Origin of the sequence: Serratia sp. X10, from assembly GCF_017811775.1 — a bacterium.
Classification (GTDB): domain Bacteria; phylum Pseudomonadota; class Gammaproteobacteria; order Enterobacterales; family Enterobacteriaceae; genus Serratia; species Serratia ureilytica.
The window spans coordinates 428,922-443,427 of sequence record NZ_JAEIOH010000002.1 but is presented as its reverse complement, the minus strand read 5'-3'; the positions used below and the strand labels follow the sequence as shown (position 1 = coordinate 443,427).

At 58.1% G+C, this 14,506-nt stretch carries 13 protein-coding genes and 1 tRNA gene; 5 read left to right on the top strand and 9 right to left on the bottom strand.

Annotated features, from left to right (window positions below; translation table 11 throughout):
* Positions 1 to 19 precede the first annotated feature (19 nt).
* From J9788_RS07575 to J9788_RS07560, 4 genes are all read right to left on the bottom strand, one after another.
* Positions 20 to 1,681: an alpha-keto acid decarboxylase family protein gene (locus J9788_RS07575; protein ID WP_182264205.1), complete on the bottom strand. Its 1,662-nt coding sequence runs from the start codon at positions 1,679 to 1,681 to the stop codon at positions 20 to 22.
* Between the two features lie 45 nt (positions 1,682 to 1,726).
* Positions 1,727 to 2,467, bottom strand: a complete 741-nt coding sequence (locus J9788_RS07570) for an SDR family oxidoreductase (RefSeq protein WP_182264204.1) — start codon at positions 2,465 to 2,467, stop codon at positions 1,727 to 1,729.
* Positions 2,468 to 2,649: 182 nt separating this feature from the next.
* Complete coding sequence (locus tag J9788_RS07565) at positions 2,650 to 3,681, bottom strand: methyltransferase (protein WP_046896463.1); 1,032 nt, start codon at positions 3,679 to 3,681, stop codon at positions 2,650 to 2,652.
* A 675-nt stretch (positions 3,682 to 4,356) separates the two neighbouring features.
* On the bottom strand, positions 4,357 to 5,097 hold the full coding sequence (locus J9788_RS07560; protein ID WP_182264203.1) for a transporter substrate-binding domain-containing protein: 741 nt from the start codon (positions 5,095 to 5,097) through the stop codon (positions 4,357 to 4,359).
* A 285-nt stretch (positions 5,098 to 5,382) separates the two neighbouring features.
* On the opposite strand from J9788_RS07560, the gene opgB reads away from it, so the two are divergent.
* The gene (gene opgB, locus J9788_RS07555; RefSeq protein WP_182264202.1) at positions 5,383 to 7,686 is read left to right on the top strand and encodes a phosphatidylglycerol--membrane-oligosaccharide glycerophosphotransferase; all 2,304 of its coding nucleotides are present in this window, start codon (positions 5,383 to 5,385) and stop codon (positions 7,684 to 7,686) included.
* Between the two features lie 139 nt (positions 7,687 to 7,825).
* Complete coding sequence (locus J9788_RS07550) at positions 7,826 to 9,289, top strand: AMP nucleosidase (RefSeq protein ID WP_033643685.1); 1,464 nt, start codon at positions 7,826 to 7,828, stop codon at positions 9,287 to 9,289.
* Positions 9,290 to 9,325: 36 nt separating this feature from the next.
* Here J9788_RS07550 and nac read toward each other — a convergent pair whose 3' ends face one another.
* Complete coding sequence (gene nac / locus J9788_RS07545) at positions 9,326 to 10,249, bottom strand: nitrogen assimilation transcriptional regulator NAC (RefSeq protein WP_182264201.1); 924 nt, start codon at positions 10,247 to 10,249, stop codon at positions 9,326 to 9,328.
* Between the two features lie 339 nt (positions 10,250 to 10,588).
* Here nac and J9788_RS07540 point away from each other — a divergent pair.
* Together J9788_RS07540 and J9788_RS07535 are read left to right on the top strand one after the other, a co-directional pair.
* Positions 10,589 to 10,664, top strand: a tRNA-Asn gene (locus J9788_RS07540).
* Between the two features lie 298 nt (positions 10,665 to 10,962).
* Positions 10,963 to 11,826 carry a hypothetical protein gene (locus J9788_RS07535; protein WP_370576325.1) on the top strand — a complete coding sequence of 288 codons (864 nt, stop codon included), beginning with the start codon at positions 10,963 to 10,965 and terminating at the stop codon, positions 11,824 to 11,826.
* 71 nt (positions 11,827 to 11,897) lie between these two features.
* Here J9788_RS07535 and J9788_RS07530 read toward each other — a convergent pair whose 3' ends face one another.
* Complete coding sequence (locus tag J9788_RS07530; protein WP_033651828.1) at positions 11,898 to 12,338, bottom strand: DMT family transporter; 441 nt, start codon at positions 12,336 to 12,338, stop codon at positions 11,898 to 11,900.
* Between the two features lie 17 nt (positions 12,339 to 12,355).
* Entirely contained in the window at positions 12,356 to 12,874 is a 519-nt protein-coding gene (locus tag J9788_RS07525) for a GNAT family N-acetyltransferase (RefSeq protein WP_182264200.1), read from the bottom strand.
* Between the two features lie 38 nt (positions 12,875 to 12,912).
* Here J9788_RS07525 and J9788_RS07520 point away from each other — a divergent pair, with 38 nt between their 5' ends.
* The gene (locus J9788_RS07520) at positions 12,913 to 13,482 is read left to right on the top strand and encodes an XRE family transcriptional regulator (RefSeq protein WP_046896458.1); all 570 of its coding nucleotides are present in this window, start codon (positions 12,913 to 12,915) and stop codon (positions 13,480 to 13,482) included.
* Between the two features lie 12 nt (positions 13,483 to 13,494).
* Here the strand turns inward: J9788_RS07520 and J9788_RS07515 are convergent, their stop codons facing one another.
* Together J9788_RS07515 and J9788_RS07510 are read right to left on the bottom strand one after the other, a co-directional pair.
* Positions 13,495 to 13,788, bottom strand: coding sequence for a DUF2623 family protein (locus J9788_RS07515; protein WP_046896457.1), 294 nt, complete (start codon positions 13,786 to 13,788; stop codon positions 13,495 to 13,497).
* Between the two features lie 130 nt (positions 13,789 to 13,918).
* The gene (locus J9788_RS07510; RefSeq protein WP_182264199.1) at positions 13,919 to 14,506 is read right to left on the bottom strand and encodes a nitroreductase family protein; all 588 of its coding nucleotides are present in this window, start codon (positions 14,504 to 14,506) and stop codon (positions 13,919 to 13,921) included.

The window sequence follows — 14,506 nt, the reverse complement described above, 5'->3', positions numbered from 1 at the left end:
CGAATTTCGATAACAGGGTTCATGACCTACTGTTGCTCACCCGAATAGCGCGTGATATGGCGTTCAACAGTTCTGGAACATCCATTTTGGGCAACACAACCTCGATAAAGGCTAATTGCGGGCTGTCTGCCACTGCGCTCATGGCCTGCTGCAACTGCGCCGCTTCGGTAACACGCATCACCTGCACCGAATGTTCGCCCGCGAATGCCTGCAGCAAAAGCGTCCAATTCCACTGGGCAATATCATGGTAACGCTGCTCAGGCCTATGGATTGCCCGCTCAACGGTGTCCCCCTCGTTATTCAATAAGAAGATGATGGGGTTCAAACCGTCACGCACCATCGCCCCCAACTCTTGCGCAGTAAACTGGGCGGAACCGTCGCCGATCAGCACCACCACTCGACGCCCAGGCTCAGCGGTTTGCACGCCCAAAGCGGCCGCCAGCGTATAACCCACCGATGCCCACAGAGATTGGACAATAAATTTGCTCCCCTGAGGCAATCTCAACGTCGCGGCGCCAAAACAGGCCGTTCCTTGATCTGCGAAGACAATATCTCCAGGCCGCAAGAAGCCCTGAATTTGTCGCCAAAAGACATTCTGATCGAGACGCTCCTGTTCAATACTCGGCGGCATCGGGCGGTTCATTCTGGGTGATTGCCACTGTTTCGCCAGCGGTAAACTCAGTCGGCGTAGTGCGCTAACGGCGACAGGCATGGGAATCTGGCTGAAAACTTGTTGCCCGACGCGCGCTTCAAACGGGTGAATACTGATGCATTTCTCCACGGGAAGGGAGTGACTAAACCCCGCCGTGACGATATCAGTGAACAGCACGCCGACGTTAATCACGATGTCCGCCTCTTCTACCCACTGTTTGACCTGCGGAGGGCTAGCCTCGCCGGCATAGGTGCCGATGAACTCGATGTGGGTTTCATCCGCCACACCTTTGCCTGACAATAGGACAGCATGCGGCACCTTAACCTCATCCATCCACAGCCTCAACGTTTCCGCGGCGTTGAAGCGTTCAGTCATCCCCCCCGCCAATACCGAAACCCGGCGCGCTGCTTGCAGTTTGTCGCCCGCCGCCGCAATAAACCCCTGTAATGAGGCTTCCGACAACTCGGCCTGACGCAATACCAGCGACAATGGCCGTGAGGCTAACGGTGTTTCCGCTACGTCACAGGGAAGCACCAGGTGCACCGGGCGGCGTTCAAACAACGCCGTCGTCAACAAACGATCGATTTCAGCTTCGGCATTGTCGGCAGTGAGACAGGCCTGCGCCACGGTCACTTCCTTCGCCATGCGGACAAAATGCCCGAAGTCGCCATCCCCCAGCGAATGATGAAGCAAGCAGCCAGCTTGCTGAACGCGCAGAGCCGGCGCACCGACCACATGGATCACCGGCACATATTCGGCATAGCTGCCGGCAATGCCGTTGACAGCGCTGAGCTCACCTACGCCGAAGGTTGTCAGCAATGCAGCCGCCGGCTTGCAGCGCGCGTAACCATCGGCAGCATAAGCCGCATTCAACTCGTTGGCGCAGCCTACCCAAGAGATCTGTCGATGGGCGCTCACATGATCGAGAAACTGCAAATTGTAATCACCCGGTACTCCAAATACATGGCGGATGCCGATCTGGGCCAAGCGATCGAGAAGGTAATCAGCTACGGTATAATTTTCAGCCATGGCAAGAACCTGCTTAAAAGTGAAAAGCGCTGAACGAGACCACAGTCAAAAGACTTCTTGTGTCGGGCGCAGAACGATTTCATTGATGTCCACATCGGCAGGTTGCTCAATCGCATAGGCAATGGCCCTTGCCACGGAATCAGCCGGGATAGCCTGCTGATAAAACGCCTGTATAAAATGGACGCTCTCTGCGTCCGAGCTGCCGAACTTCAATTCTGAATCCACCGCGCCCGGACAAAGGGTTGTGGTTCGAATATGCGCACCGGCTTCATGACGCAGCCCCTCCGAAATCGCACGTACGGCAAATTTCGTCCCGCTATAAACGGTGCCGCCGGGGCTGAAAAGTTTTATCCCGGCAACCGAAGCGATATTAATGAAATGCCCCTCATTTTGTTTTTCGAAAATCGGTAGCGCTGCGGCAATGCCGTACAACACCCCTTTAATATTGATGTCGATCATCCGCTCCCATTCATCAACTTTTGTCATATTCATCGGTGCGATAGCCATCAGCCCGGCATTGTTAATCAAGACGTCAATACGGCCAAATTGCATGACAGCTGTAGACATCAGGGCGCTCACCTCATCGCGTTGTGTAACATCGACCTGTAACGCCAAGGCTTTGCCCCCTGCGGCAATGCATTCACTGGCCAACAGATCGAGACGTTCCTTACGGCGCGCCGCCAACACCACCGTCGCACCAAGAGAGGCCAGATGGCGGGCGGTGGCAGCCCCCAACCCACTACTGGCTCCCGTAATAACAACCACCTTGCCAGAAACGTTCCCCATTTTTCCTCCTCATCGCCAAGCGATGAATGAATTTATCCATCATTTGTTGACTTCCACACCGTCTCAATAACCGGCACGGCAATACGCGCCAGATTAATGACAGGCGGGAAGTCAGCGTGATTATTAAACAGCGTCAGAGCAAAAAATGTTTATCGCTATAAAACTGTCAACCCCAGATACAATTAATCGATGACAGCTTCGACGATAGAGACATAACATCCAGTATTGATGATACGATTCAGTTTTAAATCGGCGCCAGCCAGCAAGGCGCGCAACTTCTCTTCAGAGCGGGTTTGCCCGCCGTCAAAACTTGCCAGCAACAATAAATCAATTTCATTCCCCCCATGCCAGGCATTACCTTTCGGGATCACGGGTTCCATAATCAGCAGTTTTGAATTTTCGTGCATGGCATTACGACAAGAACGTAATATCGTCATCGCCTGCTCATCAGGCCAGTCCATGGTGATGTATTTCAACAAATAAAAATCGGCCGTAGGGCAAGACTCAAAGAAACTGCCTGCCTGAGTTTGCCAGCGTGAATCATCGCCCAACTCCCACAGGCGGTTTCGCGCCAAGACTTCGGGCCGATCAAAAAGAATGCCGTGCAGCGTGGGATTATGGCGTAAAACGTTCAGTAAAAGCCCGCCCATCCCCCCGGCAATATCCACCACCGTTGTATGTTCAGGGAAATTATAACCATTTATCAAGAATAGGTTTTCCACCGAAGACATCGAGGACATACCGGTATGAAAATCATACCCTTCTCTTTTATTTTTATCATTTGACCAATATTCATAGAAAGACATGCCGTATGCATTTTTAAAGGCAGAGTCGCTGCGCAGGCTGTCAACAAGATTACCCAACGGTGACCAAAATGTTTCATCAGTCAGCATAAGCACCGCTGAACGCAGCGATTGAGGGGCATCCGAACAAAGAAACTCTGCAGCCGGCGTCAGTGAAAAACGCCCCCCTTCCACTTCTTCAAAGATTTGTCTCGATGCGAGCATGCGCATGATGCGGTACAGCTTCTGCCCATCGACATTAACTTCTCGACCGAGTTCATTTGCCGATCTGGCGCCCGCCTTGAGATAATCCGCGATACCTAAAACCGTCGCGGCCCGCAACGCGGCCTGGTAGGTCATCCCCATTGATTGCTCCAGAAGGTGGACTGCCGCCGCATCACGCTCGGAAATACCATTACGATTATTTTCCATAAAATCATTTCCTCTTGTCATTTATCCACTAAAAAATCCAGAACGAAGCCATTAAAAAACCGAATTAATTACCATTTGAAAAATAAATTAAACACACCTGCAGCGTGGCCGATAGATAAAGCATGCCACGGCAGCACATTACCTTAATTAACAATAACCACTGGATAAAACAGCCATCCTCCCCGTCTAAAAAACGAGACAGGCATGGTAAAAAATTATTCCTTTAGCTATAAAGTTAGCATTTCACTTTTAGAACATTGCACCTCTTAAAATCACCAATAAAATAAAAAACCCATTCATTACACTTTAAATAATTCAATTTAAAATAACCACACCAATAAAAAGGTCTTTAGTTTCAGATCAAATTCTTGTCGCTTTAAATAGAAAGTCAAGGCTATTTATTTTTCTCAACACAACCAATTGATAAGCATAATTAAATAAAACACCAAAATACTATAAGCGCGAAGAGTATTCAGGCTGGCATGTTATTTGTATTGATGTCATTAGTGGGGGCCTTGCCTCTGACAGCCACTACGGCTGGCCCCCTCAGTTTCGCTTTTGGTCGGTAAAAATACTCCGCCGCGCGGCGATTACGGTTTGCATCGCGACCGCTTTTTGAGCGAGCCATCATTCAATCGCTCACGGACACAAGCCGCTGCTGCTTAGGTCACCCGATCACGCCGAGGCGGCCGGCGGCGCCACCGTCACCTCGCCCTGGCCGCTGCGCTGCAAGGCCGCCTTCACCAGCCCGTTGGCCTTGCAGCGTTCGATAAACGCGTTCACGTAGGCGGCGCCCTGCGTTTTTTGCCGCGGCACCGCCATCGCCTGGCGAATGGCGGTAAAATGCCCATCCAGCACTCGGTAGCCGGGATGGGCGACCGCGGCGGCCAGCAGCGGTTGACGCACGCCGGCCGCCGCCTCCAGCCCGCGTTCGAAAAACAGCGCGATCGCCTCGGCGGAAGTTGCCGCCCGCACCAGCTGCGCCTGCTGCAGCGTGCGCGACAAAAACAGATCGTACGCGGCGCCCTGGCCGACCGCGATGCGCACCTCCGGCCTGTCGAGCTGCGCCACCTCAAAGTAAGGCGCGTCGTTCGCCACCAGGTAAGTCCCCTCAATGATCACGTAGGGTTCGCTGAAGGCAATTTGCGCCGCGCGCACCGGTTCGATGGCCATAAACGCCAGGTTCCAGGCGCCGCTGTCCAGGTCGGCGAACACCTTGCCGGCCGCGTCATAGGTCACCAGCTCCAGCGCCACGTCCAGTTCGCGAGCCAGCGCGGCGGCCAGCTCCACCGAAGCGCCTTGCGGTTTACCGCCGGGCCCGGCCTGCGCCAGCACCGGATTGCCGAGATTGATCGCCGCGCGCAACACGCCTTGCGGGGCCAGATCGTCGAGTACCGCTGCGGAAATCGTCTGCATACTTCCTCCTGAATGGCTGATGGACGCGCCGTCGTGGCGCTCATTAAGCGTAGAGCGAAACCTCCGACCAGCAAGATTTCGCCACCGCGGCCGCTGCCGACGTGATTAACGTCACACTATTGTCATAAAAATGTACAATAGCCGCCGACCGTCGGCCGGAGCGGGACATCGCGCGTTGTTCCGCCGCCGACAATAGGCTATACCCTTCACTTTTCGCGCCGCGGCACGGTCGGCGGCGCAGACCAGGGCAGCAACGTTTTTTTCCAATCAGACAAGGTTTGGCGGATGGTTCTCGCAGTCGTTTCGTTTGTTCTTTTTTTGGCGTCGATCTTGATTTATCGCACCCGGGCCGCCGCCAACCGCTGGTGGTTCGCCATTCTGCTGACGCTGCTCGGCAGCTATCTGGTGCTGAACGTCATTCTGATCGCCAGCAACTACTTCACCGGCGACGGCATCACCGATGCGGTGATCTACACCGTCACCAGCAGTCTCAAAGGCGCGGGCATTAGCAAATACGTGCTGCCGTTTATCGGCCTGCTGGCGGCGCTGGGGCTTATCTTCGCGGTGCTGGCCCGCGGCCTGCTGCGCCGCAAGGCCAAAGGCAGCAGCGTGGCCTACAGCCTCGTCGCCGTGCTGCTGGCGCTGTTCTCGGTCGGCACCACCCCGGCGTTTCAGGACATTTCGCTGCTGGTCAAGAGCCAGATCGTCGGCGATACCGCCGATTTCACCACCTACTACAAGGCGCCGAAAAAGATCGTGCAGGGCAAGCGGCCGAACCTGGTGTACATCTATGCCGAGAGCCTGGAGCGCACCTACTTCGATACCGAGCTGTTTCCCGGCCTGGCCGACGAGCTGAACGCCCTGCGCGCAGACAGCATCGATTTCAGCAACACCCAGCAGCTGCCGGGCACCGGTTACACCATCGCCGGCATGGTCGCCTCGCAGTGCGGCATTCCGCTGTTCGCACCTTTCGACGGCAACGCCTCCAGCGCGGTCTCCACCTTCTACCCGGAGAACGTCTGCCTGGGCGACGTGCTGAAGGCCGCCGGCTACAGCAACTATTTCTATCAGGGCGCCGAGCTGGCGTTCGCCGGTAAAGACACCTTCCTGAAATCCCACGGCTTCGACCACGTTTACGGTTTCAAAGAGCTGCGCGAACAGCTCGCCGATCCGAGCTACAAAAACGATTGGGGCTGGTACGACGACAGCGTGCTGGACGTGGTGTACGGCAAGTTCGTCGAGCTGTCCAAACAGCGCCAGCCGTTCTCGCTGTTTACCCTGACCGTCGATACCCATCACCCGGACGGTTTTATCTCCGCCGGGTGCAGCAAGCAAAGCTACGCCTGGCAGAACAAGGAAAACCGCTCGCTGAGCGCGGTAGCCTGCAGCCAGCAACACATCGCCGCGCTGATCGACAAAATCAAACGCTCGCCCTATTTCAGCAACACCGTGATCGTGGTGTCCTCCGATCATCTGGCGATGAACAACACCGCCTACGACATTCTGACCAAACAGAAGCGCCGCAACCTGTTCTTTATCATCGACGGCACCCGGCCGCAGGCGGAGCAGCGCAACGAGAAGCGCAGCACGCTGGACAACGGCGCCACGGTGCTGGACGTGATGGGCGGTGACAACTATATCGGCCTCGGCCGCAGCAGCCTGTCGGCGCCGTCGCTGTCGACGGTGTTCCTGAACATCGAAGAGAAGATCAACGGCTGGAAACCGGCGGTGATCAACCAATGGGGCCTGCCGAACCGCATCAGCGACTACAGCGTGGACACGCGCCAGCGCAGCTTCAGCTTCTCCGGCGTTACCTACAAGGTGCCGTTCATCCTGCGGGTGGGCGACAACCGCATCGAACCGATGTTCAACGTCTACCTCTCCACCCCGCTGCGCAAGCAGCTGGCCGGGCTGGGGGCGGGGGAGAAATTCGTCTGGGTCGATAAATGCTACGAGATCGGCCGGGTCTGGGCGCCGCAGCTGGCGCTGAGCACCGACATCTGCGTGGCCTCCGGCACCCTGGCCTCGCCGCCGCAGATCGTGCAGGCCAGCGGCGAACGCTTCCGCGGCAAGGTGAACTTTACCGCCCCGGCGGCGGACAGCGTCGCCGATTACCAAAACGCCGTCGCCCGCCTGCAGGTGGACGATGCGGCGATGAAATACCGGGCAGACGCCATCGAGTTCATGTTGCCCGGCATGCCGGAACAGGTGAAAGCCATTACCGGCGTCTCCGCCGTCGAGGAGTGGGGCCGCTGGTCCGACGCCAACCTGGCGCCGGCGGTCGACATCGATTATGTCGATCCGCTGCCGAAAACCTTCGATCTGGTGCTGCGCGCCCGCGCTTACGGCAACAACGTCGGCGAACCGATTTCGGTACGCGTCGGCGACGAAGAGCGCTTCGTGTCGCTCGGCGAGCAGGACAGCACCGTCACCCTGCGTTTCGACAACCCGCGCGGCGCGCAGAAGATCAGCATTACCCCGCCGGCGCCGACCGAGCCGAAAGAGAGCGCCAGCGGCGGCTTCACGCCGAAGAAGCTGGGCATCGGCCTGGTATCGCTGAAGATCGAAGCGGCCGCTCCCGCCTCCTGATCCCCCCGCCTTCACGGGCGCGGTAATTTCTTTGCCGCGCCCGTCATTTCGACCAAGCTTTTACGCCCTGCTTCGGCTAACCTGTGACGGTGAAACGCCGCCAATCCCGCCACAGAGCCGGGACATCGAAGGAGAAAGTATGAGCTATGCCCCACCTCGCAGCGGCCTCAGCGCCGATCAGGCACTCGATCAACTGGAAGCCTTGTATGACGCCGCGGTAGATGCGCTGCGGCAGGCGGTCAGTGACTTTATCAGCCACGGCACGCTGCCGGACCCGCAGGCGCGCGCCGCCGGGCTGTTCGTGTATCCCGAGCTGCGCGTCAGCTGGGACGGGCAGCAATCCGGCCCGAACAAAACCCGCGCCTTCGGCCGCTTTACCCATCCCGGCAGCTACAGCACCACCGTGACCCGGCCGCAGCTGTTCCGCCACTATCTGGCCGAGCAGCTGGCGATGCTGGAACACGACTACGCCGCCCATATCGAAGTGGCGCCGTCGCAGCAGGAGATCCCGTTCCCTTATGTGATCGACGGCTCCAGCCTGGCGCTCGATCGCTCAATGAGCGCCGGTATCGCGCAGCATTTCCCCACCACCGAGCTGGCGCAGATCGGTGACGAGACCGCCGACGGCCTGTATCACACCACCGACAACCATTTCCCGCTGTCGCATTTCGATGCGCTGCGCGCGGATTTCTCGCTGGCGCGTCTGCGGCACTACACCGGCACCCCGGTGGAGCATTTCCAGCCGTTCGTGCTGTTCACCAACTACACCCGTTATGTGGACGAGTTCGTGCGCTGGGCCTGCGCGCAGATCGCCGATCCGGCCAGCCCGTACATCGCGCTCTCCAGCGCCGGCGGTACCTACATTACGCCGGAAACCAGCGCGCCCGAACAGGCGGTGTCCGATCTGGCGTGGAAAAACCACCAGATGCCGGCCTATCACCTGATCTCGCGCACCGGCCAGGGCATCACGCTGATCAACATCGGCGTCGGCCCGTCCAACGCCAAAACCATCTGCGATCACCTGGCGGTGCTGCGCCCGAGCGCCTGGCTGATGATCGGCCACTGCGGCGGCCTGCGCGAAAGCCAGAAGATCGGCGATTACGTGCTGGCCCACGCCTATCTGCGCGACGATCACGTGCTGGATGCGGTGCTGCCGCCGGATATCCCGATCCCGAGCATCGCCGAGGTGCAGCGCGCCCTGTACGACGCCACCAAGATGGTCAGCGGCATGCCCGGTGAAGAGGTCAAACAGCGTTTGCGCACCGGCACCGTAGTCACCACCGACGATCGCAACTGGGAGCTGCGCTATTCCGCTTCGGCGCGGCGCTTCAACCTCAGCCGCGCGGTGGCGGTCGACATGGAGAGCGCCACCATCGCCGCTCAGGGTTACCGCTTCCGGGTGCCGTACGGCACGCTGCTGTGCGTCTCCGACAAACCGCTGCACGGTGAAATAAAACTGCCGGGCCAGGCCAACCGCTTCTATGAAGGAGCAATCTCCGAGCACCTGCAGATCGGCATCTGCGCCATCGATCTGTTGCGCGCCGAGGGCGATCGCCTGCACTCGCGCAAGCTGCGCACCTTCAACGAACCGCCGTTCCGATAACGGTGCCCAGGCCCGCTGCGGCGGGCCGTTTTTTCCTCAACGCACCAGCGCCAGCGCGCGCTTCTCCTGGCTGCGGCCGCCGGCGATCGACAGCAACAGGTCTTTCACCAGCAGCGCCGGGGCGGACAGCGACTGTTGGCCCGACATGCACAGCGACAGCGGCACCGACATCGTCGGCGCATTGATGCGCGCCATCCAGGCCTTGGCCGGGCCGATCATCGCGCGCGCCACCGACTCCGGCAATACGGTCGCCCCCAACCCGCCGGCGATCGCAGCGCTCAGCGCGCCCGAGGATTCGATCTCCCCCACCACGTTGATAGCCAGCTTGCGCAGCGCCATCGCCTCCTCCAGCTGGTTGCGCACCGCATCCCCCTCGCGCGGCAGGAACAGGTTCAGCCGCGCCACGTCCAGCAGCTCGACGCTGTTGCCGGGATGCGGCACCGCGCGCGTCGCCACCAGATAGAGATCCTCTCGCATCAGCGCGACGGTGTGCAGACCGGCGGGCATTTTGGCGCCGTAGACCATCGCCATGTCCAGCGTCTGGTTGGCCACCTGTCCGGCCAGCGCCGCGCCGCTGTTTTCATGCAGGCTGAGCAAAATGCCCGGCTGCTGATCGCGCAGGGTTTGCAGCAGCGGCAGCGCCAGCTGCGCCGCGGTGCTCCCCGACGCCAACCCGAGAGACACCTGGCCGCTCATCGCCTGCCCGGCGCTGTTGACCGCGCTCTGCGCCTGCTCGCACTGGCGCAAAATGGTTTGCGCGTGGGCATACAGAATGTTGCCGGCCTCGGTCGGCTGCACCCCGCGCTTGGTGCGGATCAGCAGCTGTTGCTTCAGCTCCCCCTCCAGCGTCGCCAACTGCTGGCTGAGCGCCGGCTGGGCGATATGCAACACCTCCGCCGCCTGGGTCAGGCTGCCGACATCGACGATTTTCACGAAGTACTTCAGACGTCTGAGATTCATAGTGCCTCCAGCGAGCCGCTAAATTGAGAATGCCGAAATCCGGTCATGCAACCGCAGCAAGATCCAGGCCAGAGTCGTAAAAGGGCCAAAAACGGCGGCTAAACGGCGGCAAATGGCCGATTATCGGGTGAGACGCGCCACAACGCAGGGCACGCGTTGCACCACCGGCAGGCAACGGCGCCGCCTCAGCGGGCAATCCGGCGGCGCTGCGCGTGAGATAAGCGATAAAAGCGAGAAAATGCAGCAGGTTGGGCAATCTTGCAGCAAACGCGCGCGCCGGGCGTTTTCGCGCTTTACAAGCCGCAACCGCCCCGCTATTATTCGCCCCGTTCCAACGATTCCTCTGTAGTTCAGTCGGTAGAACGGCGGACTGTTAATCCGTATGTCACTGGTTCGAGTCCAGTCAGAGGAGCCATATTTAGAGAAGCCCGCTCAGGGAAACCCGAGCGGGCTTTTTGCATCTGTACCGCTGCCCTCCCGCCTCAGCGTCACCCCATCCACAAAAAACGCGAAACCCTCACCTGCGGGTAGAATGATTTTATCCCTCAATACCGTGAGCCGAAGGCGCTAAATATCCGGCCCGGACAATAATTTCCCGCCATAACCGTATTTTTCCACGTTCCCTGCTTGCATCACGGGTTGAACGTTGCAGCCAGATATCGGGCTTAGGTATAATAATTGACCGATAATGCGCTATTACATGGAGTGTTGCTGTGAAAAAATTATTGTGTTTATGCCTGCCGATTATTTATTCGTGTAATGCCTATGCAAATGAAAAAGTCTGTCCTGAACATCTCACTGCCATTAATGCTTTCAATAACATGATATTGACGCAAGACTCTTCAGCCAGGAAAATCCCTAAAAAAGTCAGCATGCATATAGAAAGCAAAGATGATTATATAAAGGCTGGTACGCAGATGGAGTTCGATGAATGCGGCGCGTTGTTAAGCTCACGTAGTAATAAAACCATCAGGTCGAGGATTAATAACAGTGTCTTGCTAACCCAGCTCAATAGTGCCATAGATAAAAATCATAAGAACTGGGATTACAACATGACCTTCAAGATGTCGATGATTGAACATAGCAATGCCCAATCGGAACTGATCACACAAAAAATGAGCGGAACATTTCTGACAGACGCAAATGGCAAAATAATCCGCTCTGAGGACACATCCAATATTTCCGCTGGAAAAAATCATCAATCAGGCAAGGCAATAACCACATTCTCAACGGATGATACAGGCAGGCTCTCCGGTTCAAGCCGGGTTAGCACGTTAGGAAATGACAGTAACAACACCGTTTATAGTTATGACGCTAAAAATCGTTTAACAAGAATGATCTCGGGAGCAACAACTGAAGATTTTACTTATGATAATGACGATAGAGAGTTAACCAGCCGAGAGGTCCTGAAGTCCTTCACGACAGAAACCACGACGACAACCTGCAAGGACTGGGATAAGTTTGGAAGATGCATCAATGCTCAGCAAAGCATTTCAATTTTAATTAAAGACGAGAAGAAAAACAGAGATAGTGTCTACGACCACGTTGCAGAAATAAAGTATGACTATGTTTACTAGCTTGTTATCGGGGGAGTAATATCCCCCGTCAATAGGCAACGTCACTCAAGGCACGGCAGCAAACGGCGCGCTCAAAAGCTGCGTTTCGCCACCAGATAGGCGCCCGCCACCAACAATAAGGCGCCGAACAGCGCCGGCAGATTCTCGCGCAGCGCCGCCGGGCCGGCGCGGTAGACGTCCACCAACAGCCCCATGCACAGCTGGCTGGCGACCAGGATCGAGATGGTGGCCGCCGCGCCCAGTTTTTGGTAGCCCAGGATGCCGGCGAACACGAACAGCGACCCCAGCAGCCCCGGCAACAGCATCCACCATTTGGCGGCGCCGGTCACTTCCGCCACCGCGCCGAGGCCGTTTTTGGCCAGCAACAACCCCACCAGCAGCAGCAAACCGACGCTGGAGTTGATCACCAGCGTGATAAGGATGGTCGAGACGCTTTCGGTGATGCGCACCATCAGCAGATTCTGCACCACCAGCCCCATTCCGGCCGCGATCAGCAGCAACAGCATATTCATCGCTCTGTCTCCCGGGATCAGCGCGCGGGCGGCGTCGCCCGTTCGTCGAGCCTCAGTTGCAGGAACGTCAGATCCAGCCATTGGCCGAATTTGGCGCCCACCTGCTCCATGCGCCCCACGTCGAGGAACCCCAGCGCCAGATGCAGCTTAATCGAGGCCTGGTTGCCAGATTCGATGCCGGCCACCATCACATGTTTGCCGATTTCCCGCGCCCGTGCGATCAGCGCCAGCAGCAGCGCCTTGCCAATCCCTGCGCCGCGATGCGCCTGATGGACATACACCGAATGTTCCACGGTATGGCGATAACCGTCCCAAGCGCGCCAGTCACCGAACGACGCATAGCCGATCGCTTCGTCCTCGGCGTTCACCGCCACCAGCACCGGGTAACCCGCCGCCTGCCGTTCGCCGATCCACGCCGCGCGGTTGGCCGCATCCACGGTTTGTTCATTCCAGATGGCGGTGCTGTTCAACACCGCGTCGTTATAGATAGCGGCAATCGCCGCGCTATCGTTGAACGTCGCATTTCGTATAATCATGGTTTACCCCGGCCAATTGTCCACTATAATACTACGATATGAATATTAAATTAGACAATCTAAATCAGCTGATCGGCGCACGCATTCGCATTGAACGCGAAGCGCGCCACTGGTCGCTGTCCGATTTGGCCGAACGGGCGGGCGTATCACGGGCGATGGTTCATAAGATCGAACGCGGCGAGAGCAGCCCGACGGCGATGCTGTTGGGCAGACTGGCGGGCGCGTTCGGCCTCAGCATGTCCAAGCTGATCGCCCGAGCGGAAACGCAGGAAGGCCGGCTGCTGCGCCGGGAAGATCAACCGGTCTGGGTCGATCCCGAGAGCGGTTACGTGCGGCGCCACGTGTCGCCGCGCACCGATTTGCCGCTCGATCTGGTGCGCATCGAACTGCCGGCCGGCGCGGCGATCCCGATGCCGGCTTCGGTGTACGCGTTCAAACGTCAGCTGATCTGGGTCTTATCCGGCGTACTGGTCTTTATCGAGGGTGACGCGCGCCATGAGATGGCCGAGGGAGACTGCCTGGAGCTCGGCCCACCGGCGGACTGCCGATTTGAAAATCAGAGCGACCAACCGTGCGTGTATATGGTGGCGGTACTGAGCGCCGCCTGACGACCGTCTGCCCTAACCCTGCGCCGGGCGTTGATAGCCGGCGCGGAAAAACTTCTCCGCCAACCGGCTGTCGCCACCGGAGAAGAACTCGCTCATCGGCTCGCGGCCGAGCCCATAGGCGCGGCTGAGCTGCCCGGCCTCGAACGCCGCCCGGTTCTCGTCGCCGCAGCGCTGCGCCAAATGGTGCGCATAGCCGAGCACGAAACCGCGCTTGTAGTCGGTGCAAAAGCGCGACAGCTCCGCCTCCGGTTGCAGATTCTCCGCCTTTAATCCCGCCAACAGCCCTTTGCCAAAATGATCCCCCATCGGTTCCTCCTCATCACGCAATCGCTATATAATAAAATATACAGCGAATAGGCGAGCGAGAATATACTCCCAAAGTTTTACTCGCCGCATAAAAAAGGCCCGCCAGGCGGGCCTCGACGAGAACGCGCGATCACAGCGTGAAGTTCAGACCTTCGCTGACGGTCTTGCCGATCGGCAGACGGCTCGACGGCGTTTCTTTTTCCTGCAGAAAATCCGGCAGGCGGGATTTGTCGCCCGGTTTGCCGATCGCCACCATGGCGTGCACCGCATAGTCGTCCGGCAGCTGCAGCGCCGCTTTGATCTTGTCGTGGTGAATGCCGCTCATGCAGTGGGTCAGCCAACCTTTCAGGTGCGCCTGATGCGCCAGGTTGGCCCAGGCGGCGCCGGTGTCGAACGCGTGGGTCGGGTTGTCCACCAGCCGCTCGCCGTTCAGGCTGGTGGTTTTGGAGACGATCACCACCAGCGCCGAAGCGTGTTGCGCCCAGCCGCGGTTGAAGTCGATCAGGAACTCCAGGTAGTTCTCCCAGCTGTCGGAGCCGTGCTTGCTGTAGGCAAAGCGCCATGGCTGAATGTTGTAGGCCGAAGGCGACCAGCGCGCCGCTTCAAAGAAGCTCAGCAGCGTTTGATCGTCGATGGCGTCGTTGGTCATCGCGCGCGGCGACCAGCGCTCGATAAATTGTGCGTCAATCGGGTAATCGGAGATTCTTGGCTGGCTCAT